Source organism: Roseospira marina, from assembly GCF_014197855.1.
Lineage (GTDB): Bacteria > Pseudomonadota > Alphaproteobacteria > Rhodospirillales > Rhodospirillaceae > Rhodospira > Rhodospira marina.
Window position 1 is genome coordinate 315,405 of sequence record NZ_JACIGJ010000001.1, and the last position, 22,540, is coordinate 337,944.

Here is a 22,540-nt window from a genome sequence, read left to right on the forward strand (position 1 = left end):
GGCCATGGAACACATCATTGATATCGTGCTCATGGCCTTTATGGCCGTGGCGGCCATCGTCATGATCCGGCTGCGCAGCCTGTTCGCGGTGGTGATGCTGTCGGGCATCTTCAGCCTGCTGTCGGCATCCCTGTTCGTCGTTCTGGACGCGGTCGACGTGGCCTTTACGGAGGCCGCTGTCGGCGCGGGCATCTCGACCGTGCTGATGCTGAGCACGCTGGCCCTGACCTTCCGCGACGAGCGCCCGCCGCGCCGCCGCGATCCGGTGCCTCTGGTCGTGGTGCTGGTGACCGGCGCCGCGCTGGTCTACGGCACGCTCGACATGCCGCACTTCGGCGATCCGGACGCGCCGATTCACCATCACGTCGCACCGCGCTACATCGTCGATAGCCCGGTCGAGGTGGGGCCGCCGAACATGGTGACCAGCGTCCTCGCCAGCTATCGCGGCTACGATACCCTGGGCGAGACCACGGTGATCTTTACCGCCGGCATCGGTGTGATGGTTCTTCTGGCGGGCAGCTGGCGCCGACGCCGGCGCCCGGCGTCCGGCCGAACGCCCGGCGGGACGGAGACGCGCTCATGAGGTTGTATTCGGTCCTGCGGACCAGCACCAAGCTGCTGATGCCGCCGATTATGCTGTTCGCGCTCTATGTTCAGTTCCATGGCGATTATGGCCCGGGTGGCGGTTTTCAGGCCGGCGTGATCTTCGCTGTCGCCTTTATCGTGTTCACCCTCATCTTCGGGCCGGTTCGGGCCCGACAGGTGGCGCCGCGCTGGGTGACGACGCCCATGTGTGCGGTCGGCGTCCTTCTCTACGCCGGGGTCGGGCTCGCGACCCTGCTGATGGGCGGCGAATACCTCAATTACAATGTCCTGGCGCACGATCCGCACCACGGTCAGCACCTGGGAATCCTGCTGGTCGAGCTGGGGGTCGGCATCACGGTGTGGGCCGTGATGGTGTCGATCTTTCTGGCGTTCGTCGGTCACGACGGCGACGACGAAGAGGAAGACGATGACCCCGCGAGTGCGTGGGGCTGTGACGAAGGCACGTTGATCGATGCACGGGAGGATGACCGTGCTTGAGACCGTGCTGGGCCTGTACAACTACTGGATTGTCATTCTGTTGATGATGGCGGGCTTTTATACCGTCATCGCGCGGGGCAATCTGGCGAAGAAAATCATCGGCCTGAACATTTTCCAGACGTCCGTGTTTCTGCTGTACATCTCCATGGGGTACGTGGAGGGGGGCACCGCGCCCATCGTGGATCCGGACGGCGCGGACCTGTACACGAACCCCTTGCCGAGCGTGCTGATCCTGACGGCCATTGTGGTAGGCGTGGCGACGACCGCGCTGGGGCTCGCCTTGGTGGTCCGTATTCGGGAAAGCTACGGCACGCTGGAGGAGGACGAGATCCTGGAGATCGAAGACCGCCGGGACGGGGAGGCCTGAGCGCGCCATGATCCCGTCCCTAAACGCTTCCACCGTGCTTGTGCAGAATCTTCCCGCCCTTCAGGTTGTGCTTCCGCTGTTCGCGGCGCCCTTGTGCCTGTTCATGCGCCCACCCCGGCTCGCCTGGCTGTTCGCGCTGGCCGTGGCCGGCGCGACGTTTGCCATCGCCGTTGTGCTGACCGGCACGGTGCAGCAGGTCGGCGCCTTCAGCTACGAGATGGGCGGCTGGGCCGCCCCTTGGGGGATCGAGTACGTCATCGATCCGCTCGACACGCTCATGCTGTGCCTCGTGACCGGCATCGCCCTTCTGGTGCTGATCTATGCCGGGCCGAGCGTCGAGGCGGAGATTCCGCGCCGCCTGATCCCGCAGTTCTATGTTCTGTACCTGCTGTGCCTGACCGGCCTGTTGGGCATGGTGGCCACCGGCGACGTCTTCAACCTGTTCGTTTTCCTGGAGATTTCGTCGCTGTCGAGCTACGCCCTGGTTGCTATGGGGCGGGACCCCCGGGCGCTGACGGCGGCCTATCGCTATCTGATCCTCGGCTCGCTGGGGGCGACGTTCTACGTGATCGGCATCGGCCTGCTGTACATGATGACCGGCACCCTCAACATGGAGGATCTGGCGCGGCGCCTCCCGGAGGTCGCGGACACCCGCACGATCTCGGTCGCCATTGCCTTCCTTGCCGTCGGGCTGTCGCTGAAGCTGGCGCTGTTCCCGCTGCACAAGTGGTTGCCCGGGGCCTACACCCACGCGCCGTCTGTCGTGACCGCCTTCCTGGCGGCGACGGCGACCAAGGTGGCCGTCTATGTGCTGGTGCGGATTTTCTTCACCGTGCTCGGCCCGATCGAGGCGTTCCAGACCCTGCCGGTCGCCGTTCACGAGACGCAGGTGGTGTCGTTCCTCGCCATCGTGGCGATGCTGTCGGGCTCGGCGGTGGCGATCTTCCAGCCCAATCTGAAGCGGCTGTTCGCCTACTCCTCCATCGCCCAGATCGGCTACATGATGCTGGGCATCAGCATGGTCTCGGTCACGGGCATGACGGCCGGGCTGGTGCACATGGTCAACCACGCCATGATGAAGGGCGTGGTGTTCATGGCCCTGGGCGCCATCGTGCTGCGGGTCGGGCGGCCCCGGATCGAGCGCCTGGACGGCATCGGTTACCGCATGCCGGTGACCTTCGCGGCGTTTCTGATCGCGGCGCTCAGCCTGATCGGCGTGCCGGGCACCGTCGGCTTCATCAGCAAGCTGTACCTCATCAAGGCCGCCCTTGCGGACCAGCACTGGATCATGGCGGCGGCTGTCGTGGTGTCCTCCTGCCTGGCCATCATCTACATCTGGCGCATCCTGGAAGTGGCCTACATGCGCTCGCCCCCGGCGGACGCCCCGAAGGTTCGCGAGGCGCCGCTGGTCATGCTGGTCCCGCTGTGCGCCCTGGCCCTGGCCAACGTCTATTTCGGTTTGGATACACGGTACACGGTCGGTCTGGCCGATAGCGCGGCGGAGTTCATCCTGAACTACCAGCCGGACGCCGGGCCGGCGTTCGAGCACCCGCTGTTTGACGGGGGCGCGCACGGACAGGCGGGCGAGACGAGCGGGCAGGGGGGAGGTCACGAATGAGTCCGCCTCTGGTCGATCTGCCGACGACGATTGCCCTGTGCCTGATTGTGCCGTTCGCCGGCATGCTAGCGCTCATTCTGGTCGGCCGCTGGCCGAACGTGCGCGAGACCGTGACCCTGCTGACGGCGGGGACCCTGACGGTGCTGGTCTACTCCCTGGTCGGGCCGGTGCTGGACGGGTTGCGGCCGGCCTTGACCCTGTGGGAGGTGGTGCCGGGCGTGCCCCTGGCCTTCGAGGTCGAGCCGCTGGGCATGATCTTCGCCATGATCGCCAGCCTGCTGTGGATCGTGACCACGGTCTACGCCATCGGCTACATGCGCGGGAACAAGGAGCACGCCCAGACCCGGTTTTACGCCTGCTTCGCGGTGGCCATTCTGTCGGCCATCGGGATCGCGTTCGCCGGCAACCTCCTGACTCTGTTCCTGTTTTACGAACTGATGACGGTCAGCACCTTTCCGCTGGTGACGCATACGGGCACCGACGAGGCGCGGCGATCCGGCCGGATCTATCTGGGCATCCTGATGGGCACGTCCATCGGCCTGCAGCTGGTGGCGATCGTGGGCTGCTGGGTGCTGGCGGGGTCGCTGGACTTCGTGCCCGGCGGGCTGCTGGCCGGGAAGGCCGAGGGCTGGCCGGTTCTGATCCTGTTTGCGCTGTTCGTCTTCGGCATCGGCAAGGCCGCCGTGATGCCGTTCCATCGCTGGCTGCCCGCCGCCATGGTGGCTCCCACACCGGTCTCGGCCTTGCTGCATGCGGTGGCCGTGGTGAAAGCGGGCGTGTTCAGCGTTGTGAAGGTGGTCGTGTATGTGTTCGGGCTCGACCTGCTGAATGCCACGCCGGCGACAGGCTGGATCGCCGCCGCCGCCGGATTCACCGTCCTGTCGGCGAGCTTCGTCGCGCTGCGCCAGGACAACTTGAAACGCCGACTGGCCTATTCCACCATCAGCCAGCTCAGTTACATCGTGCTGGCCGCCGCCATTCTGGCGCCGCTGTCGGTGGTGGGGGCCGCACTTCACATCATGGCGCACGCCTTCGGCAAGATCACCCTGTTCTTCGCCGCCGGCTCCATCTACACGGCCGCGCACAAGACTAAAGTGAGCGAACTGCACGGCATCGGCTGGAAGATGCCCTGGACCATGGGCGCCTTTGCGATCGGCAGCCTGTCCATGATCGGGCTCCCGCCGACCGTCGGGTTCGTGTCCAAGTGGTTTATGCTGTCCGGGGCCTACGACGCGCAGGCTTGGGCGGCCATCGCCGTGCTCTTTGCCTCAACCGTGCTGAACGCAGCGTACTTCCTGCCGATCGTGTATCACGCGTTCGCGCACCGGGCGGTGCCCGGCGGCCATGGCTACAGCGGAACCCATGGCCTGGATGCGGCAGATCGCGCCTTTGCGGTGGTGCGTCCCGGCGAGTCCGTCGCGCTGCCGGTGCAGGAGTACCCGGACGCCCATGACCACGGTGAGGCCCCGCTGCCGATCGTGCTGGCGCTGACCTTCACGGCCGCCGGCTGCGTCGTGCTCTTCCTGTTCCCCGATACGTTCCTGGCCCTGGCCGAACAGCTTGTGGGAGGCGGCCCGTGATACGCCATCTGTTTCCCTTGCCCGACCCGAACGCCCCGCCGCGTCTGGTTCGTGTGGCGCGGGTTCCGCCGGCCGGCGAAAAGCCGGCGATGCGGGAACCCGGGGAGCGTCAGCCCTGGATCGTGCGGCCGGAGGGCGTGCGGACCTTGTGGTGGCTGTTCGGCGCCATTCTGGTGCTGAACGTGGTGGCCGAACTCTTCGTGCACCTGCACCCCCATTTCGAGCTGGAGGGCGCGTTCGCGTTCCATGCCTGGTTCGGGTTCCTGGGGTGCGTGGCCATGGTGGTCTTCGCCCGGTTACTGGCCATGTTCCTGAAGCGGAAGGACACCTTCTACGATGTCGTGGACTAGTCTGCCTCCCGCCCTGGTGCTGATGCTGGCCGGATTGCTGCTGCCGTTCCTTCCGCGCGCGGCGCGTCAGGCCGTGTCGCTGATCGCCCCTCTGGGGGCGCTCGGACTGGTCTGGGCGGTACCGGACGGGGTGTCGCTGTCCGTGCCGTATCTGGGCTATCAGCTCGATCTGGTTGAGGCCGATGCGCTGTCGCGGCTGTTCGGGACGATCTTCTCGCTGATGGCTTTTGTCGGCTGCATCTTCGCGCTGCCCCAGCGGAACGTGCTGGAACTGGCCGCTGCCCTGATCTACGCGGGTGGCGCGGTCGGGGTGGCGTTTGCCGGCGATCTGGTTTCGGTGTTCATCTTCTGGGAGCTGATGGCCGTTGCCTCGACGCTCGTGGTCTGGGCGCCCGGTACGCCGGAGGCCCGGCAAGCGGGCCTGCGCTACGCCTTCATGCACTTCCTCGGCGGCGCCGTGCTGATGGCCGGGATCGCCGGCCATGTCGCCGCCACCGGATCGACGGAATTCGCGGCCATGTCGGCGGACACGCCGGCCACGATTCTCATCCTGGTCGGGTTTCTCATCAACGCCGGCGCACCGCCGGTGTCGGCGTGGTTGCCCGACGCTTACCCGAAGGCGTCGTGGAGCGGGACCGTTTTCCTGTCCGCCTTCACCACCAAGACGGCCGTCTATGTCCTGCTGCGCGGCTTCCCCGGTACCGAGATCCTGATCTGGGTCGGCCTGTACATGGTGTTCTACGGCATTGTGTACGCGCTCTTGGAAAACAACATGCGGCGCATCCTGGCCTATTCGATCATCAATCAGGTCGGGTTCATGGTGGTCGGCATCGGCATCGGGACGGAGGTCGCCTTGAACGGCGCCGCTGCGCATGCCTTCGCGCACATCATCTACAAGGCGCTGCTGCTGATGAGCGCGGGATCGGTGCTCTACATGACCGGTCTGCGCAAGTGCACCGATCTCGGCGGGCTGTTCCGCACCATGCCGATCACCACGGTCTGCGGCACGATCGGCGCGCTGGCGATCTCGGCGTTTCCCTGGACATCGGGCTTTGTGACTAAGTCCATGATCACCCAGGGGGCGGCCGACCAGCACCTTCTGTGGGCCTGGATGCTGTTGCAGGCGGCCAGCGCCGGCGTGTTCCTGCACGCGGGCATCAAGTTCCCCTGGTTCGTGTTCTTCCAGCGCGACAGCGGTTTGCGTCCAAAGGATCCGCCCTGGCCCATGCGGGCGGCCATGATCGTGTTTGCGATCCTGTGCGTCGGGATTGGTCTGATGCCCGGTCCGCTTTATGCGATCCTGCCCTATCCGGTCGACTACGAGGCCTACACCGGTGCGCATGTCATCACCCAGCTTCAGTTGCTGCTGTTCTCGGGGCTGGCGTTCTTCATGCTGCTGCCGCTGATGAAGCGGACAGAGACCATTACGCTGGATCTGGACTGGTTTTGGCGCGTGGGCGCGCCCCGCCTTGGCGAGATCCTTCGCGAAAGTGTCGGCGGACAATGGACCCTGCTGGTGGCCGGGTTCCGTCGCTGGATCGAACGCGTGATGGCCTGGACCGCACGGACGCATAGTTTGCAGGGCGCGCTGGGCCGCACATGGCCCATCAGCGCCTCGGCGGTGATGGTGGCGCTGTTCCTGCTCGTCTACCTGATGCTGTTCTATCTGTGGCCGGCGTGACGCCGGCCAGCCCGAACGGGGTTACGCGGTGCGCACGGCGCGCGGTCCTAGGAAGAACCAGACGATCAAGCCTGCGACCGGAAGGAACAGCAGGGCCGCGATCCACAAGGCCTTATGCAGGGGCTCGGCGCGGCTGCCCAGCACATGCATCGCGGCCCACAGGACCGCGATCAGCAGCAGCACTCCGAAAAATCCGACTTCGATCTTGAACACGGGAACGGGTCCTCACGCACAGAAGTGAAACCGGGACCGAACACTCAGCCCGCCCAGTCATACGGTTTGAAGGAAACGCTCCAGAGCCGCCAGGGTTGCGGGCGGGTTTTCCGCGTGCACCCAGTGCCCGGCGTCCGGAATCCCCTCGAAGCGGACGGCGGGAAACAGAGCGCGCATGGCGGCGTGGTGGTCCGGGCGGACGTACCCCGAGGCTTCGCCGAACAGCGCGAGGGTCGGGCCCTCGTAATGCGCCTCCGGGGGCGTATTCGGCCAGCCGGTTATGGTGGGCAGCGCCGCCGCCAGGACATCGAGGTTCAGACGCCAGCGCGCGGATCCCCCCTCTGGTCCTGGTAAATCGAGGTTCTGCAGCAGAAAGGCGCGGATGCCGCGTTCGGGGACCGCGTCGGTCAGGGCGGCATCGGCGTCCGCGCGGCGGGTGAGTTGGTCGAGGGGCAGGGCCTGCATGGCCTGCGCATAGGCCTCAATGACGCGGCCCGGCGGATAGGCCACGGGGGCGACGTCGACCGCAACCAAGCCCCGCACCCGCGCCGGCTCGGTCAGGGCCAGCCACATCGCCGCCTTGCCACCCATGCTGTGCCCGATGACCAAGGCGGGTCCGCCGTCCGCTTTCGCATCCAGCAGGGCGCTCAGGTCGTCCGCCATGGCCGGGTAGGTCATGGTGTCGGCCCAGGGTGAGGTGCCGTGATTGCGCAGGTCGGGGCTCAGCACGCGCCAGCCTTGGCCGGCCATGTGCTTTGCGATCCGGGCCCAGTTGTGTCCGGCGCCGAACAGGCCGTGCAGGATCAGCAGCGGGGGACCGTCTCCAACGCTCGAGCAGGCAAGTGTCATGACGGGCATTCAGGCGAGAATCAAAACGCGGGAGCCGTAAGGGTACCGCGTTTCAGGCCGGACGGGAACCGGCGGATCGACGTGATGGGGCCGGGGATACCCAATGGCCGACCCGCAGACTGCGGCGAATAAAGCCGCGTGGGCCAAGAGGACACTGGGCTAATAAGGACACTGCGCAAAAAACAGGACTTTAAAAAGAAGCGGGCCGGCCCGCCTGGGGGGCAAGAGGGGGGATAGCGCGGTCCGGCCCGCTGACGCTCAGGCGGATGCTGCCGCCAGACGTTCCCGCGCGCGGCGTACATATTGCGCCACGTCGTCGGGAGACAGCCCGTCGCGAACCATCACGAGACCGACGAGGGGATCGGCCAGCAGGCTGTCGAGATCGGGTTCCTGATCGAGGTCCCAAACGTGCGTGTCACCCGTCCGCGCCCGCGCAATCGGAGGTCGCGCTCGGGCATCGTGACGCGCCCGCCCGGACCCGGCCCGATGCCCCGCAGCGGCAGCGCGCCACGGGGACCCGGTCATGTGCCGCATGGTCCGTGCATTGATCATGTTGGTCCCTCCCGGTTTGAGGTCCCTCTTGTTCTCGGGGACCGTATAGCTGACCAATATGGTCCGCGAAAACGGCATGTCAATTTATTTTGTATCGGACCCGGAAGCGTGTAAAAAAATCCACATACGGGGCCAGAAAGGGCGGGACCATACGTTGGATCGGATCGACGAGGGCGTCAGCGTTTCGGGCGAGGTCGGCCGTTTTTGTCTGCAAACGCAGGGTGTTTGTTGGGCAGAGAGCCGGGATGGGGCGATCGTGCTAAGGCATTGTGCCGGTTGGTCCATTCTCGTTTGAACACGCGCGATACATCGCATCCGTTGCTGTCATTTTTGACAGACGTGCGCTGGATTCATGGGCTTTATAACGGGTTGCGAAGGGGACTCCATTCGAATCGACGGTTGGAGTCTCACATCGGGCCTGTGGGTTCAACGCCGGGGCCGGGCAGGGGCTCTCGTGAGCATGCCAGCGTCCGGGTCGGGCCCTTCGACGGCGGCCCGAATGCGCTCCAGATCGGGGGGAGGGGCCCCGCAGTGACGCCACTCAATTGGGGCCGCGTCGCAAGAGATACCCGGCACCTCAGCGCAGCATCATAACGGGACCATACGGACCTCGTGTCTCCGACGTCGCGGGACAAAAGGGCGGGAGGCCGCACGATCGACGGACCCCTGTATAGGTGTTTTTGGGTCCCTATGCGATCTGCGTTTGACTTCGTCACACCCCCGAGACACCGTTTCCCCGTCGTTTCGCTGTCGTGCGCGCGCCCGTTGCTCCGGTGACGGCCTAGAACCAAAATCATGGCCGTTTTGGACCGCAATGGCGGTGGACGCGGCCCCCGCGTTGCTGTTTATACTGCCGCGCCGCAAACCGAAGGGGACCGTCATGCCGATTTCCAAGCAGGCCGTCGAGGAACTGGAACGCCGCCGTTCGGTGGCCACGCACGGTGGGGGCTCGAAAAAGATCGAGGCGCGCCATGCCAGGGGCCTCTGGACGGCGCGGGAACGGCTCGCCGCAATGTTCGCGGAAGGAACCTTCCAGGAATTCGGGCTTCACGCCCAGCACGAGAGCCGCCAGTTCGGCATGGAAGGCAAGGACCTGCCCGGCGATGCCGTCATCACCGGCGTTGGGTTCGTCGATGGGCGCCCGGTCGCGGCCTTCAGTCAGGACTTCACGGTGGCCGGCGGATCGCTCGGCTCCATGCACGCGGAAAAGCTCGGCCTGATCATGGATCACGCCGAACGGTGTGGCGTGCCGGTGGTCGGCTTCAACGACTCCGGAGGTGCCCGCATCCAGGAAGGCGTGATGGCGCTGTCCGGGTACGGGCAGGTGTTCAACCGGAACGTCCGCCTGTCCGGCGTGGTGCCGCAGATCGCCGTCATCGCCGGCCCGTGTGCGGGTGGCGCAGCCTACTCGCCGGCGCTGATGGACTTCATTATCATGATCCGCGGCAAGTCGGAGATGTTCATCTGCGGCCCCGAGGTGATTCGTGGCGTGACCGGGCAAGCGACGAGCAAGGACGAAATCGGCAGCGCCGACGTCCATGCCGCCGTGTCGGGCAATATCCATTTCGTGGCCGATAGCGAGGAAGACGCCGTCGACATCGTCCGTCGTCTGCTGTCGTATCTGCCGCCCAACAATATGAGCGAGCCGCCCCATCAGGTCGACGAGGTGGTGGATCTGACCGAAGATCCGGGGATGGACGCCATCCTTCCCGAGTCCGGGAAGGCGCCGTTCGACGTCAAGGACGTCATCACGCGGCTGGCTGATCCCGACAGCTTCCTGGAGGTCCAGCGCGACTTCGCCAAAAACATGGTCGTGGGCTTCGGGCGCATCAGCGGTATCGTGGTCGGGTTCATCGCCAACCAGCCGAAAGAACTGGCCGGCTGCCTGGACATCGATGCGTCCGACAAGGGCTCGCGGTTCATCCGGTTCTGCAACGCGTTCGGCATTCCCATCGTCAATCTGGTGGACGTGCCGGGCTTCCTGCCCGGCGTGCGTCAGGAGCGGGGCGGCATCATCCGCCATGGTGCCAAGCTGCTGTTTGCCTATGGCGCGACCACGGTTCCGAAGATCACGATCATCATGCGCAAGGCCTACGGCGGGGCATTCCTCGCCATGTGCAGCCGCGACATGGGGGCCGATATCGTTCTGGCGTGGCCGACCGCCGAAATCGCCGTGATGGGCGCCGAGGGCGCGGTCAACATCCTGTACCGGGGTGACCTGGAGAAGGCCGAGGACCGCGTGCAGAAGTCGCGGGAACTGGCGGATGAATACCGGGCGCACTTTGCGTCGCCGTACATTTCCGCCGGAAAGCTGTTCGTGCACGACGTTATTCGTCCGGCCGAGACGCGGGGACGTGTCTCCCTCGCGTTGCGCACCCTGCTGAGCAAGCGTGAGACCCGGCCGCCGAAGAAGCACGGCAACATTCCCTTGTAAGGGATGGACTGCGGGGCGCCGACGGGCCTGGGCTTCGTCGGCGACCGTTTCACCGACCGGTGCCGGGACGTGCGCGTTCCGGGGCCGCAACCGCCCATGGGCGACTCGACAGCATCAGGGAGGCGCGCGTGTTCGCGGGACTGAACATCCTCTTGGTCGGAATCACCGTGGTGATGGCGGTGCTCCTCATGCTGTGGGCATCCTGCGCCATCGTCGGGTTCGGATTCCGAATGGTCGAGGCCCGGCAAAAGGCGTCCGAGGCCCGCAAGAACGCGGCGGCGGCGGCCGCTGCGCCGCCGTCGGCCTTGGCCGCGACCCCGGCCGGTGGTATTCCGGCCCACCATCTGGCGGCCATCGCCGCCGCCACGGCGGCGGTCATGGACCGCCCCTATCGCATCGTCCAGGTCTGGGCGCCGGTCGTGCCGACGAGCGACTGGGGCAATCAGGCCCGGCTGCAGACGTTCAATTCGCATCGCCGTCAGGGCGACTGGGGCCGGTCCTTGCCGGCGCTCAACCCGACGCATTCCCAAGCTCGCTAGGGGGACCCCCGCATGAAGAAGCTGCGCATCACCGTGGAGGGCACGGTTTACGACGTAACCGTGGAGACCCTGGAGGACGATGGCGCGCCCGTGGCGGCGGCGCCCTCCGCGTCCCCGGCGGCGCGTCCCGCCGCACCCGTGGCGGCGGCCGCACCCGCCGCGCCGGCGCCCGCGCCGGCGGCAACCCCCGCTCCGGCAGCCGCCGGGGCCGGTGACGTCGTCTCCCCCATGGCCGGCACGGTGGTGTCGGTCGACGTTAAGGTGGGCGACACCGTAACGGCCGGCCAGCAGCTCGTGATGTTGGAAGCGATGAAGATGAACACGCCCATCCAGGCGCCGCAGGGCGGCACGGTGTCCGCCGTGTCCGTGCAGGCCGGGGTGAGTGTTGCCGAGGGTCAGGTTCTGCTGTCCCTGGGTTAGGCCGGTTCCGACCGTCGCCGATTTGGATCCGGACCGTCACAGGGGAGCGTCGTCCATGGAAACCGTCCAGCATCTGTTCGAACTGACCGGGATTCCCGGCGTCACATGGCGGATGGCCGTCATGTGGGTCGTGGTCTTGGTGCTGATGTACCTGGCGGTCTACAAGAAGTTCGAGCCGCTGCTGCTGGTGCCGATTGCGTTTGGTGCGCTGCTGGCGAATCTGCCGACGGCGGGCTTGGTGAATCTGCCCGAGGGCGACCACCCCGGTGGTCTGTTCTATTACATCCAGCAGGGTGTGCACCTGGAGATCTTCCCCCCGCTGATCTTCATGGGCGTGGGCGCGCTGACCGACTTCGGCCCGCTGATTGCGGCCCCGCGGACCCTGTTGTTGGGCGCGGCGGCGCAGTTCGGGGTGTTTGCCACCTTCCTTGGGGCCGTGGCTATCGGCTTCACGAGCCAGGAAGCGGCGGCTATCGGCATCATCGGCGGCGCCGACGGGCCGACGTCCATCTTCCTGGCCAACAAGTTGGCTCCGGAGCTGCTGGCGCCGATTGCCGTGGCCGCCTACAGCTACATGGCCCTCGTGCCCCTGTTGCAGCCCCCGGTCATGCGCGCCCTGACCACCGAGAAAGAGCGCAAGATCCGCATGCGCTCCCTGCGTAAGGTGTCGCGGCTGGAAAAGCTGATCTTCGCTCTGATCGTGACCGTGATGGTGATCCTGCTCGTTCCGGCGGCGTCGGCCCTGATCGGCATGCTGATGCTCGGCAACTTCCTGCGGGAGTGCGGCGTGACCGAGCGGTTGAACAAGGCGGCCCAGAACGAAGTCATCAACGCGGTGACGATCTTCCTGGGCACCAGTGTCGGCATCACGATGACGGGCGAACGCTTCCTTCAGGGTGAGACCCTGAAGATCCTGGCGTTGGGCGTGATCGCTTTCGGCATCGCCACCGCGATGGGCGTGCTGATGGCGAAGCTGATGAACCTGTTCATCAAGGAGAACAAGATCAACCCGCTGATCGGATCGGCGGGCGTGTCGGCCGTGCCCATGGCCGCGCGTGTCTCCCAGGTGGAGGGCCAGCGCGCGGATCCGAGCAACTTCCTGCTCATGCACGCCATGGGGCCGAATGTGGCCGGTGTGATCGGTACGGCCGTCGTGGCGGGCTACTTTATCGCGACGTTCGCGGGGTAGGGCACGGCGGACGCCGCTACGGAATACGGTCTGGAACGGGCGCTCCCCACGGGGCGCCCGTTTCGATTCAGGCGCGGTCCGACGGAACCGGTGCCGCGCCATCGCTCGGTTCGGCATCGCCGGGCCAAGCCGCCGCGTGTGGCCCATCGGACATCGTTTTCGCGGACCGTGGCGCGCGCCCGCTATCGCTGCGGTGCGGGGTACCGTCTCTGCGTCGCGGCCGCGGCCCGATCCGTGCGGGGTGCGGTGCTGCGGGGCTCGGCTCCCGTTCCGCCTTCGGCCGGTTTGTCCGTCGGACTCTTGGGACGGATTGGCGCGCGCGGCGGGATGCTTCGCCCGGTGGCGGTGCACTCGTCGCGGAGGGACTCGACCAGGGACTGCACGGCATCCGGCGCGTGATCGCCGGTGTCGCGCAGGAACATGGCGCCGAGCTGGAGGCTCGATTCCAGGGCTTCGGCGACACTGCCGGTGACTCCGTGTCGCACCAGTTCTGCGACGTGAGAGGGGTCACGCGCCCGTGCGAAGACGGGGATTTCCGGGTGCAGCCGCCGGACGGCGGCGGTGGCGCGTTCGGCGGCCTCCGGCTGGTCCAGAGTGATGATGACGGCGCGGGAGCCGTCCAGGCCCGCAGCGCGGAGCACCTCGGCCCGGCTGGCGTCGCCATAGAATACGTCCTGACCGGCTTCCCGGGCCTGCGCCACCCGCTGCGCATGAAGGTCAAGCGCCCGGTAGGACACTCCGGCGGCCTCCAGCATCCGAACGATGGTTTGGCCGACGCGTCCATAGCCGGCAATGATGACGTGGCCGCCGGTTCCCGGTGCGGCGTCGTTGGCCCGCGGTCCCAGGGCGGCCAGCGCCCGCTCCGGCGTACGGGGCAGAAGGAACGGCAGCAGCTTCACCATCACCGGCGTCAGCGCCATCGTCAGGGAAATGACCAGGATCAGAAGTTGGCTTGTTTTCGTGTCGATCAGGGCGGTCTGGGTTGCCAGCGTGAACAGGACGAACCCAAACTCGCCGCCCTGGCAGAGCAGAACCGCGAGGCGCATCCCGTTGTCGCGCCCGACATTCAGCCCCCAGCCGAGCCCGAACAGAATCAATCCCTTCAGGACCAGCAACCCGGCGACCAGTCCGGCAACGAGCAGGCCATTGTCCACGGCGGCCCCGACGTCGATGCTCATGCCGACCGCCATGAAGAACAGGCCGAGCAGGAACCCGCGGAACGGCTCGATGTCCGCCATGATCTGGTGACGGAACTCGCTGTCGGCCATCATCAGGCCGGCCAGGAAGGCGCCCATTGCCATGGACAGGCCCACCGTCTCCATGAGGGACGCGACCCCCAGGACGATCAGCACGCTGAGGGCGGCGAACACCTCTTGATTGTGGGCGCCGGCCACCGCCCGATACAACGTTCCGAGCAAGAGGTGGCCGGCGGCGATCACGGCCGCGATGGCGCCAAGGGCCAAAGCGACGTGACCCATGGACTCCTGCCATGTCTCGCTGCCCTTCCCCGGGGCGAGCAGGGACACAAGAACCAGCAGGGGTACCACGGCCAGATCCTGGAACAGCAGAATCCCGAAGGCGGCCCGGCCATGCCGTCGCCCGAATTCGCCCCGGTCCGCCAGCAGCTGCAGGCCGATTGCGGTCGACGATAACGCCAGCCCGAATCCCACAATAACCGCAGCGCCGGGGGCAAGGCCGAACAGCCACGCGAGCCCGGCCAAGGCCAGGCCCGTCAGCCCCAACTGGGCGCTGCCCAGGCCAAAAACATCCTTGCGCATCAGCCACAGGCGGGCGGGCTTCAACTCGATGCCGATCAGGAACAGCAGGAATACGACGCCCAATTCGGCGAAATGCAGCAGATCCTCGCCTTCCGTGAACATCCCCAGACCCCAGGGTCCAATGACCAGCCCGGCCACCAGATACCCAAGAACCGAACCGAGGCCGAGGCGCTGGAACAGCGTGACGCCGATCACGCCACCGGCCAACAGGGCAAGGATATTCAGCGGTTCATGCGTCAAAGGACCGGACTCCGGATGTGGATCGGACACGACGGGCGAACGAACCCGATCGTGTGCCAAAGTCTAGCCGCCGGAGTCGGGCGGTTCCAGTTCCATCCGCCCGGACAGGGCGTTGCCGTCGCCCTGTTGAACGCCTTACGGGGTTGAACGTATTACGGGGTCAGGGTCAGGACGGCGGTCTCCGCGCCCCCGCCAATGCGTACCACGCGACCGGTGCGCCACAGCTCAAACTGATCCGCATAGTGGGGCGAGAATGGATTGGCGGACTGCCCGGTGGCGATGATGAAGCGTCCCCGGGCGGGCGGGGCAAGGTCCATGACGGCGCGCAATCCGGGTCCGTGAACGTGCTCGAACGGGCGATCGCCGCTCAGACCGGCGTGGCCACCCCGGTTGAGCGTGAAATCGCCGCCGTCTGTCGGCGCTTCCAGCCCCGTGAGGGCTGCGATGCCGGGAATCACCCGAAACAGGTCGTGCCGCATGCGAACCCTGTGAAGGTCGCCCCAACGTGCGTCTAGGGCGTCGCGGCCGGTTTCCTCGGCGATCCAGTCCAGCGCCGCGTCGAGCGCGCCCGCGACCTGTTCGGGGCACGGTTCAGAGGCGGGGGTGCGGATGTCGTCGCACCAGTGCGGGGCGTTTTCCAACGCGGCGCGGGTCGGATAGGGGCGGGGGCGTCCGGCCCAGGCCTCGAATACCGGTCCGAGATCGTCCTGGAACAGGCGGCGGGTCAGGATGTCCAGCCACGCGGCTAAGATCAGCGGCTCCGGCCGGTCCGCTGCCATCTCAGGGGGATCCCAGGCTCGCAGCCGGTCGAGCGCGGCCGCCGCGTCGGCATGGGTCGGGGCGCCGACGTCGGCCGCCGCCAGAAGGGGAGGCAGCAGGTCCGCCGCCATCGCGGAGACGATATCCATCTGAAGGGCTGCCATATCCGATGGGGTGGCGCTGGACAGGGCGTTCAGCCGGTTCGCCAGCCGGCGGGCGCGATAGGGTTCCGGGAAGGACACCGCGAGAGGATGGACGCGGTCCACGGGGTGGATCCGGTTGTTGGCGTTCAGCACCCGTCCGGACGGCGGGTCGATCGTGCTGGGTAGGTCCTCGCGCGTCTGCCAGCCCTGCCAGTCCATGGTTCCGGTCCAACCAAGCGCGAGGAGGCGCCCGTCGTGGCCGGGCGCCCGCAGGGGAACCCGTCCCGGGGAAACCATGCCGACGCGCCCCGTCGCGTCCGCCAGAACGATGTTCTGCTGGGGTGCGTCCCACGCGCGCAGGGCCGTTCGGGCCTCGTCCAGCGTTCGGGCGCGGTTCAGGCGGTACAGAGCATCCGGCGTGGTGTCGTTGGGGCGCAGGGCGGCGGCGGCCATCGCGATCACTTCGGTGCCCGGGGCCTCCGGGGCAGCGCCCTGAAACCGTCCCCACCCGAGGTCCGAGAGGACCGGACCATGCACCGTTTCGCGGACCGTCAGGGTTTCGGAATCGCCGAACCGGATGGTGATGGTCTCGTTTCGTACGGTGAACGGAACGGGGCCATCCGGTCGTAGGTAGGTGCCCGCGTCGTCTCCCAGGCGCTCCCGGTATAGGTCGATGGTGTCCGAGTGCGTGGTGGTGAACCCCCAGGCCACATGCGCGTTGTGGCCGATGATAACGAAGGGCACACCTGGGAATGTGGCCCCCTCCAGGGTCAGGTCGGGCGTTTCGATCCGGGCCAGGTACCACCGGATGGGAACCTGAAAGCCGAGATGCGGATCGCTGGCCAGCAGGGCTCCGCCGGAGGCCGTGTGGCGCCCGTCCACCGCCCAGGCGTTCGAGGCCAGGGTTGGGCGGATCGCCGCCGGTGTCATCGCCGCCAGCCGGGCCAGCATGCCATCCAACCCGGGGGGCGGTGGGGTGTGGGATGCCGTCGTCAGAAGGGGTGGGGTGTCCGGCTCGGTCCGCATCAGGAACGCAGGTGCTTCAGGTTCCCCGATGAACCGCGTCTGCAGGCGCGTGTTCAGCAGTTCCTCGTGCCAATTGCCGGAGAGTTGCAGGCCCATGAACCGCTGCCACAGCATGGAATCGACCGGATCCCAGGGTTCCGGGGTGTGGAACGCGATCCGGAACTCGTAGGGCAAGCCGCTTGGCGGGTCCTTGAGAAACGCGTTGACCCCATCGGCATAGGCTTTCGCCGCGTGCCGGGTGGCGGGGTTGAGAATCTCCCATTGCGCGCGGGCGGCCCGGTGCAGGCCGAGCGTCCGCATGAACCGGTCGAGGCCAACCACGGGCGATCCCACGATCTCCGCCATCCGGCCAGCCCCGAGGCGGCGCAGGGTCTCCATCTGCCACAGGCGGTCCTGCGCGTGGACGTACCCCAGGGCCACCGTGGCGTCGCGCAGCGTCTCCGCGTGGATTGTGGGAATACCGAGGGCGTCCCGGTGGACCGTCACCGGAGCCGACAAGCGGTCGCCCAGACGGACGGTTGCCGAGTCCGGCGGAACGGTGTGCCACGCCGCCCAGACGCCGTAGCCGACGACGCCGGCCGTTACGAGGACCGCAAGCAGGATCAGTCCCACCAGGATCCGGAGGGTCCAGCGCAGCACACGCATGCGGTCTCCCCGTTTGTTTTAAGGGCGCTGACGTCGTGTCGGCGTCCCATGTGCCTCCGGTCATCTCACCCCGGCCAGCGTGCACGTCAAGTGCCGGGGGTGCCGGTCCTTCGTGTGCTTCCGGTTTTGGAACGCAGGTCACTTTGACGTCGTCTCCAGCGCCGACGTTGCCGCGTCGGTCAATTTGCTACGCGCTTTGACCTCGGGAGTCACACAATCTGGTCTCTTTTACGTGAAATGGGTCCTTTTTGGTCCGCCACTCGTGCACACATGGCTTTCTCGGGCCGACCGCGACTTGGCATCGGTGTTGCGATAGGGTTTGGGCGTCGGGCCGGTGGCTTCCCTCCTGGACGGTGACGCGACCCGGTCGGGGTCCCCGTACGACCGGTCGCGTGTGAGGACGGGAGCCATCCGGCCCGGCGAGCGCCCCGGCGACGGGGGGGGCATCACGCCACATTGAGGAGACCCGCCGATGCCCTCCCCTCTGACGTCGACCCGCCCGGCTCCGGGCCAGAAGTGCGGACTCGTCGCGTGGAGCGCATCAGGTGCCGCGGACACCGCCGCCGCCCGGGTCGTTCCGCTCAATGCCGCCCGTCCGGCTCCCGCTTCGGGTGCCGCCTCGCGTCTCGCCGCGAGGGAGGCTGGCCCCGGGCTGGTGCTGATCGGGATTTCGACGGGGGGCCCGCGGATCCTGCAAGAGATTATTCCCGTCCTGCCCGTCAACTTCCCGCTGCCGGTCGTGATCGCTCAGCATATGCCGGCGCACGTCACAGGGTCGTTTGCGGCACGCCTGGACGCGAACAGCGCTGTCGCGGTTGTGGAGGTGTTGAGCCCGCAGGTGCTCCGTCCCGGCTGTGTCTACGTCGGCGCAGGCGGCAGGGATGTTGTGATCGAGCGCCGGTCCGGCCAGCTTGTCGCGGCCCCCAGGACCGAAGACGCCTCCCCCTGGCACCCGAGTGTCGATCGCCTTGTGTCCTCGGCCATGGAGGTGCTGGCGCCGACGCGGTTGATCGGTGTGCAGATGACCGGCATGGGGCGGGATGGGGTCGCGGCGATGACCGCGCTGAAGCAGCGCGGCGGCTACACCATCGCCCAGTCGGAGGCGTCGTGCAGCGTGGCCAGCATGCCGCGCGAACTGGTGCGGGCGGGCGGCGCGTCGGTCGTGCTGGACGGCTTGGATATCGCGGCCCATCTGACGGCGCGCGTGGCGCCTCGTGTGGCGCAGAGCGGCATGCGTCAGGTGGCCTGATGGCGCATCGCCCGCCATGGGCGTAAATCATGATAAATACGCTTAAATGCATTCTCGACATTGACTTCAGATAGGTGATTGATCATCTCTTTCTCTAAAGAGAGGTGGCGCACGCGGGCGCTGTCCGATCGTTTGGCCCCCCGCACCGTGCCCGGAGTGCCGAGGATGACCATTCGCAGGGTGCGGTATGCACCGCCTCCCACCTTCGTTGTGGTGGCGGGGTCCATGTCGTGACGGCCGGCGAGGAGGCGCGGGACGACCTCACCATCACGTGGCGTGAGTTCGACCAGTTCCGGACCATATTTTACGGCTGGACCGGCATTCGGTTCGAGGACCACAAGCGCTATTTCGTCGAGGCGCGCCTGAAATGCCGGGTGCGGGAGACCGGACATGGGTCGTTTCGCTCGTACTTCCAGATGCTCCGGGATGACAGCGCCGATGCGGAATGGCAGACGCTGGCCAATCGGCTGACCACCAGCGAGACCTACTTTTTTCGCGAGGAATATCACTTCCGTGCGCTGGTTCGGGATGTCCTGCCCGATGTCGTTCGGCGCAAGCGCGCGGGAGACCCGATTCGCGTGTGGTCGATCCCCTGCGCGACTGGAGAGGAGCCGTATTCCATCGCGCTCTATCTGATGGAACATTGGCCGGGTGCTCGAACCTGGAGCATCGATATTCTGGCGAGCGACATCAACACGACGGTTCTGGACAAAGCGCGCGCGGGTGTCTTCGGCCGGCGCTCCGTGGCGCCCGTTCCCGCGCACCTTCTGAAGAAGTACTTTCAGCCCCAGGCGCCCGAGGTCTGGCAGGTCCGCGACAGGCTTCGGCAGACCGTGCAGTTCAGCCAGATCAATATTGTAAAGGCATGCGACACGGGGATGCTTTCGGGGGCCGACATCATCTTCTGCCGGAACATGCTGATCTATTTTGACGACCGGTCCCGGAAAGCCGCGCTGGATGTCTTGTTCGGGGCTTTGGCACCCGGGGGGTTTCTGTTCGTCGGCTATACCGAGGCGCGGGCGCGGCTGACGGATGCGTTCAAGGCGCGCCGGTTGCCCGATGCCCTTGTGTTCCAGAAGCCGGCCGTCCCGGCTCGGGCATAGTTCTGCATGTGTGCGGCGTCATAAAAAAGGCCGCCATTTCGCTGAAATGACGGCCTTTTTTTCAATCATGAAGCGGGTGTTACAGCGCCCCAGCCATGACGGTGCTCAGGCGCCGCGCGAAGGCCACCGGATCGGCTGGGGCTTCGCCCTCCACGATGCGGGCCTGATCGAGCAGCAACTGACCCATGTCGGCCAGACTGTCCGGCGTGCCCTGGGCCGTGCGGGCCGCCATGCCCTTGATGAGCGGATGCGCCGGGTTGATCTCCAGAATGCGGCCTGCCGCCGACCCAAGGCCGATGCCGGCCTGACCGGCCTGCTTCAGCATGCGCTCCAGGTGCAGGCTCATCCCGCCATCCTCGGCCACGAGGCAGACCGGGCTTTCCTTCAGGCGGGAGGACGCTCGCACATCCTTGACCGCGTCGCCCAGCGTCTCCTTGAGGGCCTTGGTGAGGGTTTCGATCTGGTCGGCGGGCGCCTTGTCTTCGGTCGTGGTCTCGTCCGAGGCGTCCGGGCCGGCGATCTCGTCCAGGCCCTCGACACTGCTGGCGGCGGACTTCAGCGGCGTGTCCTGGAAGTCGGGGACACTGTTGATCCAGAACTCGTCGACCGGATCGGTCAGCAGCAGAACCTCGACGCCCTTGGCGCGGAATCCTTCAAGCTGCGGGGAGCGCTTCAGGACCTCCGGGTCATCGCCGGTGATGTAGTAGATCGTGTCCTGGCCGGTCTTCATCCGGGCCTTGTAGTCCGCCAGGGAGACCCAGCCGTCCGTGGTGGAGGAACGGAAGCGGGCCAACTCCAATACCTCCTGGCGCCGCTCGTGATCCTCGTAGATGCCTTCCTTCAGCACCGCGCCGAAAATGTCCCAGAACGCCGCGTAGTCCTCGGCGTTGGCCTCGGCCCGCTTCTTCAGGTCGCTCAGGATGCGCTTGACGAGACCGCCCTGGATCTTGCGCAGCACCGGGTTGTGCTGAAGCATCTCGCGGCTGACGTTCAGCGGCAGGTCGCTGGAATCGACGATGCCGCGCATGAACCGCAGATAGGACGGGAGCAGGTCCGGTGCTTCATCGGTGATGAACACCCGGTTCACGTACAGTTTGACGTGCGTCTTCCGCTCTGGCTGGAACAGGTCGAACGGCTTCTGGGACGGGATGAACAGCAGGCCAGTGTATTCGATGGCCCCTTCGGCCTTGAAGTGGACCGTGTGCCACGGCTCGTCGAAGGCGTGGCCGACGTGGTGGTAGAATTCCTTGTACTGCTCCGGCGTGATCTCCGACCGGGGCCGGGTCCACAGGGCCGACGCCTCGTTCAGCGTCTCCGCGGTGTCTTCGGTCTTGCCGTCCTTCTCCTCGGTGCCCAGCAGCACGACGGGGATGGCGATGTGGTCGGAGTAGGTCTTGACCGTGGACTTCAGGCGCCACGCCTCGAGGAACTCGCTGGCGTCCTCCCGCAGGTGCAGCACGATCCGGGTGCCCGGCGCCGCGACCTCGGCCTCTCCGATGGAGAATTCTCCGCCGCCGTCGCTGGTCCAGTGCCAGCCCTCCGACTCTCCGGCACGGCGGGTGAACACTTCGACGGTGTTGGCCACCATGAACGACGAATAGAACCCGACGCCGAACTGGCCGATCTGGCTGGCGTCGCCACTTTTGCCGGCGGCCTGGAGCTGCTTGACGAAGGCTTCCGTGCCGGACCGGGCGATGGTGCCCAGATTGTCGATCAGATCCTGCCGGTTCATGCCGATGCCGTTGTCGGCGATCTCGATGGTCTTGGCATCCGCGTCGACCTTCAGCGTGATGCGGAAGTCGTCGCTGCCTTCGCGCAGGGCTGGGTTCGTCAGCGCCTCATACCGCAGCTTGTCGCAGGCGTCGGAGGCGTTGGAGATCAACTCGCGCAGAAAGATGCGGCGGTCCGAGTACAGCGAGTGGACGACGATATCGAGCAGCTTCGAGACTTCAGCCTGAAAGGAGAGCCGTTCTTCGGTCATGGGGGCGGAACCCTGTCGTGTTCTGGTGGCGGCAAGGTGTGCGCCGTGGGCCAGGGCCCAAGCGGCGCGCGGGAATTTGGGCCGTCCATATGTGACGCTCTGCGCGCGAGCGCAACCCCACACGGTGCTGCTGTTCCGAACGCGGCGGTTCGGCCGTCGGCATGACGTTCAGTTCACTATTCGGGTCGTAAAAAATGGGTCATGATGATGACAGGCGCGCGACAGACGCACGGTCTCTGCATCGGTGTCGCGTCGCCGGCCACGGCCGAGTCCGGCACGGGCCGTTCGCGATGGATGGGCCTCCGTCGGTCGGTTCGGATCGGGCCGTGTTTCGGATCCGTGGACGAAAAGATCTTTGGTGTGTAGGAGACTTCAATGCAGATTCCGCTGCAGATCGCGTTCGATGGACTTGATCACTCTGATGCCGTCGAAGCGCGTGTCCGGGAGAGGGTGGACAAGCTGGAACAGTATTGCGACCGCATCACCGGGTGTCGCGTCGTCATCAGTGTCCACCACAAGAACGTCTCCAGTCTTCACCGCAAGGGAGAACCGTATCACGTCGCCATTACCTGCAAGGTACCTGGTGAAGAGTTGGTTGTGCGTCGCGACCCCAAGGAACCGAAAGCGCACGAGGATATCAATGTTGCCCTGCGCGATGCCTTTTCCACGATGGAACGGCGCGTGAAAGACTACACGGCGCGCCAAAAGGTCGTCTGATCCTTTGCACGGCCCGGCCCCGGA

General features: G+C 66.3%; 21 protein-coding genes. 14 read left to right on the forward strand and 7 right to left on the reverse strand.

Going from position 1 to position 22,540, the window contains the following annotated elements:
• Positions 1-4: 4 nt before the first annotated feature.
• From GGD82_RS01505 to GGD82_RS01535, 7 genes are read left to right on the forward strand one after another with little or no spacing between them, the layout of a single operon-like run.
• On the forward strand, positions 5-583 hold the full coding sequence (locus tag GGD82_RS01505; protein ID WP_150060528.1) for a DUF4040 domain-containing protein: 579 nt from the start codon (positions 5-7) through the stop codon (positions 581-583).
• Positions 580-1,083: a Na(+)/H(+) antiporter subunit B gene (locus GGD82_RS01510; RefSeq protein WP_150060527.1), complete on the forward strand. Its 504-nt coding sequence runs from the start codon at positions 580-582 to the stop codon at positions 1,081-1,083. The genes GGD82_RS01505 and GGD82_RS01510 overlap by 4 nt, the downstream gene beginning before the upstream one ends.
• The gene (locus GGD82_RS01515; protein WP_246163665.1) at positions 1,076-1,450 is read left to right on the forward strand and encodes a cation:proton antiporter subunit C; all 375 of its coding nucleotides are present in this window, start codon (positions 1,076-1,078) and stop codon (positions 1,448-1,450) included. Before GGD82_RS01510 ends, GGD82_RS01515 begins: the two co-directional genes overlap by 8 nt.
• Before the next feature lie 7 nt (positions 1,451-1,457).
• The gene (locus GGD82_RS01520) at positions 1,458-3,068 is read left to right on the forward strand and encodes a monovalent cation/H+ antiporter subunit D family protein (protein ID WP_150060525.1); all 1,611 of its coding nucleotides are present in this window, start codon (positions 1,458-1,460) and stop codon (positions 3,066-3,068) included.
• The gene (locus GGD82_RS01525) at positions 3,065-4,648 is read left to right on the forward strand and encodes a proton-conducting transporter transmembrane domain-containing protein (RefSeq protein WP_150060524.1); all 1,584 of its coding nucleotides are present in this window, start codon (positions 3,065-3,067) and stop codon (positions 4,646-4,648) included. Before GGD82_RS01520 ends, GGD82_RS01525 begins: the two co-directional genes overlap by 4 nt.
• Positions 4,645-4,998 carry a hypothetical protein gene (locus GGD82_RS01530; RefSeq protein ID WP_150060523.1) on the forward strand — a complete coding sequence of 118 codons (354 nt, stop codon included), beginning with the start codon at positions 4,645-4,647 and terminating at the stop codon, positions 4,996-4,998. Before GGD82_RS01525 ends, GGD82_RS01530 begins: the two co-directional genes overlap by 4 nt.
• Complete coding sequence (locus GGD82_RS01535) at positions 4,985-6,679, forward strand: Na(+)/H(+) antiporter subunit D (RefSeq protein WP_150060522.1); 1,695 nt, start codon at positions 4,985-4,987, stop codon at positions 6,677-6,679. The genes GGD82_RS01530 and GGD82_RS01535 overlap by 14 nt, the downstream gene beginning before the upstream one ends.
• Positions 6,680-6,700: 21 nt before the next feature.
• Here GGD82_RS01535 and GGD82_RS01540 read toward each other — a convergent pair whose 3' ends face one another.
• The 3 genes from GGD82_RS01540 to GGD82_RS01550 all read right to left on the reverse strand — a co-directional run bounded on the left by GGD82_RS01540 (position 6,701) and on the right by GGD82_RS01550 (position 8,293).
• On the reverse strand, positions 6,701-6,892 hold the full coding sequence (locus tag GGD82_RS01540) for a PLD nuclease N-terminal domain-containing protein (protein ID WP_246163664.1): 192 nt from the start codon (positions 6,890-6,892) through the stop codon (positions 6,701-6,703).
• 57 nt (positions 6,893-6,949) lie between these two features.
• Positions 6,950-7,741, reverse strand: a complete 792-nt coding sequence (locus GGD82_RS01545) for an alpha/beta fold hydrolase (protein WP_170284099.1) — start codon at positions 7,739-7,741, stop codon at positions 6,950-6,952.
• 258 nt (positions 7,742-7,999) lie between these two features.
• Entirely contained in the window at positions 8,000-8,293 is a 294-nt protein-coding gene (locus GGD82_RS01550; protein WP_184013217.1) for a hypothetical protein, read from the reverse strand.
• Between the two features lie 880 nt (positions 8,294-9,173).
• Here GGD82_RS01550 and GGD82_RS01555 point away from each other — a divergent pair.
• From GGD82_RS01555 to GGD82_RS01570, 4 genes are all read left to right on the forward strand, one after another.
• Positions 9,174-10,727, forward strand: coding sequence for an acyl-CoA carboxylase subunit beta (locus GGD82_RS01555; RefSeq protein ID WP_150060520.1), 1,554 nt, complete (start codon positions 9,174-9,176; stop codon positions 10,725-10,727).
• Between the two features lie 128 nt (positions 10,728-10,855).
• Complete coding sequence (locus GGD82_RS01560) at positions 10,856-11,266, forward strand: OadG family transporter subunit (RefSeq protein ID WP_150060519.1); 411 nt, start codon at positions 10,856-10,858, stop codon at positions 11,264-11,266.
• A gap of 12 nt (positions 11,267-11,278) precedes the next feature.
• On the forward strand, positions 11,279-11,686 hold the full coding sequence (locus GGD82_RS01565) for a biotin/lipoyl-containing protein (protein ID WP_150060518.1): 408 nt from the start codon (positions 11,279-11,281) through the stop codon (positions 11,684-11,686).
• Between the two features lie 55 nt (positions 11,687-11,741).
• Positions 11,742-12,875, forward strand: coding sequence for a sodium ion-translocating decarboxylase subunit beta (locus GGD82_RS01570; RefSeq protein WP_150060517.1), 1,134 nt, complete (start codon positions 11,742-11,744; stop codon positions 12,873-12,875).
• Between the two features lie 182 nt (positions 12,876-13,057).
• Here the strand turns inward: GGD82_RS01570 and GGD82_RS01575 are convergent, their stop codons facing one another.
• Together GGD82_RS01575 and GGD82_RS01580 are read right to left on the reverse strand one after the other, a co-directional pair.
• The gene (locus GGD82_RS01575) at positions 13,058-14,893 is read right to left on the reverse strand and encodes a monovalent cation:proton antiporter-2 (CPA2) family protein (RefSeq protein ID WP_170284098.1); all 1,836 of its coding nucleotides are present in this window, start codon (positions 14,891-14,893) and stop codon (positions 13,058-13,060) included.
• A gap of 152 nt (positions 14,894-15,045) precedes the next feature.
• Positions 15,046-17,466 (reverse strand): penicillin acylase family protein, encoded by a 2,421-nt coding sequence (locus GGD82_RS01580; RefSeq protein WP_150060515.1) that lies wholly within the window; start codon positions 17,464-17,466, stop codon positions 15,046-15,048.
• Positions 17,467-17,938: 472 nt separating this feature from the next.
• Between GGD82_RS01580 and GGD82_RS01585 the strand changes: the two genes are divergently transcribed.
• Complete coding sequence (locus tag GGD82_RS01585) at positions 17,939-18,715, forward strand: CheB methylesterase domain-containing protein (protein WP_150060514.1); 777 nt, start codon at positions 17,939-17,941, stop codon at positions 18,713-18,715.
• Here GGD82_RS01585 and GGD82_RS01590 read toward each other — a convergent pair.
• Positions 18,703-18,942 (reverse strand): hypothetical protein, encoded by a 240-nt coding sequence (locus GGD82_RS01590; RefSeq protein ID WP_170284097.1) that lies wholly within the window; start codon positions 18,940-18,942, stop codon positions 18,703-18,705. The two genes, GGD82_RS01585 and GGD82_RS01590, sit on opposite strands and share 13 nt — an antisense overlap.
• Positions 18,943-18,945: 3 nt before the next feature.
• On the opposite strand from GGD82_RS01590, the gene GGD82_RS01595 reads away from it, so the two are divergent.
• Positions 18,946-19,818 (forward strand): CheR family methyltransferase, encoded by an 873-nt coding sequence (locus tag GGD82_RS01595; RefSeq protein ID WP_170284096.1) that lies wholly within the window; start codon positions 18,946-18,948, stop codon positions 19,816-19,818.
• Between the two features lie 79 nt (positions 19,819-19,897).
• Here the strand turns inward: GGD82_RS01595 and htpG are convergent, their stop codons facing one another.
• Complete coding sequence (htpG, locus tag GGD82_RS01600; protein ID WP_150060512.1) at positions 19,898-21,799, reverse strand: molecular chaperone HtpG; 1,902 nt, start codon at positions 21,797-21,799, stop codon at positions 19,898-19,900.
• 375 nt (positions 21,800-22,174) lie between these two features.
• Between htpG and GGD82_RS01605 the strand changes: the two genes are divergently transcribed.
• Complete coding sequence (locus tag GGD82_RS01605) at positions 22,175-22,516, forward strand: HPF/RaiA family ribosome-associated protein (RefSeq protein WP_150060511.1); 342 nt, start codon at positions 22,175-22,177, stop codon at positions 22,514-22,516.
• Positions 22,517-22,540 lie beyond the last annotated feature (24 nt).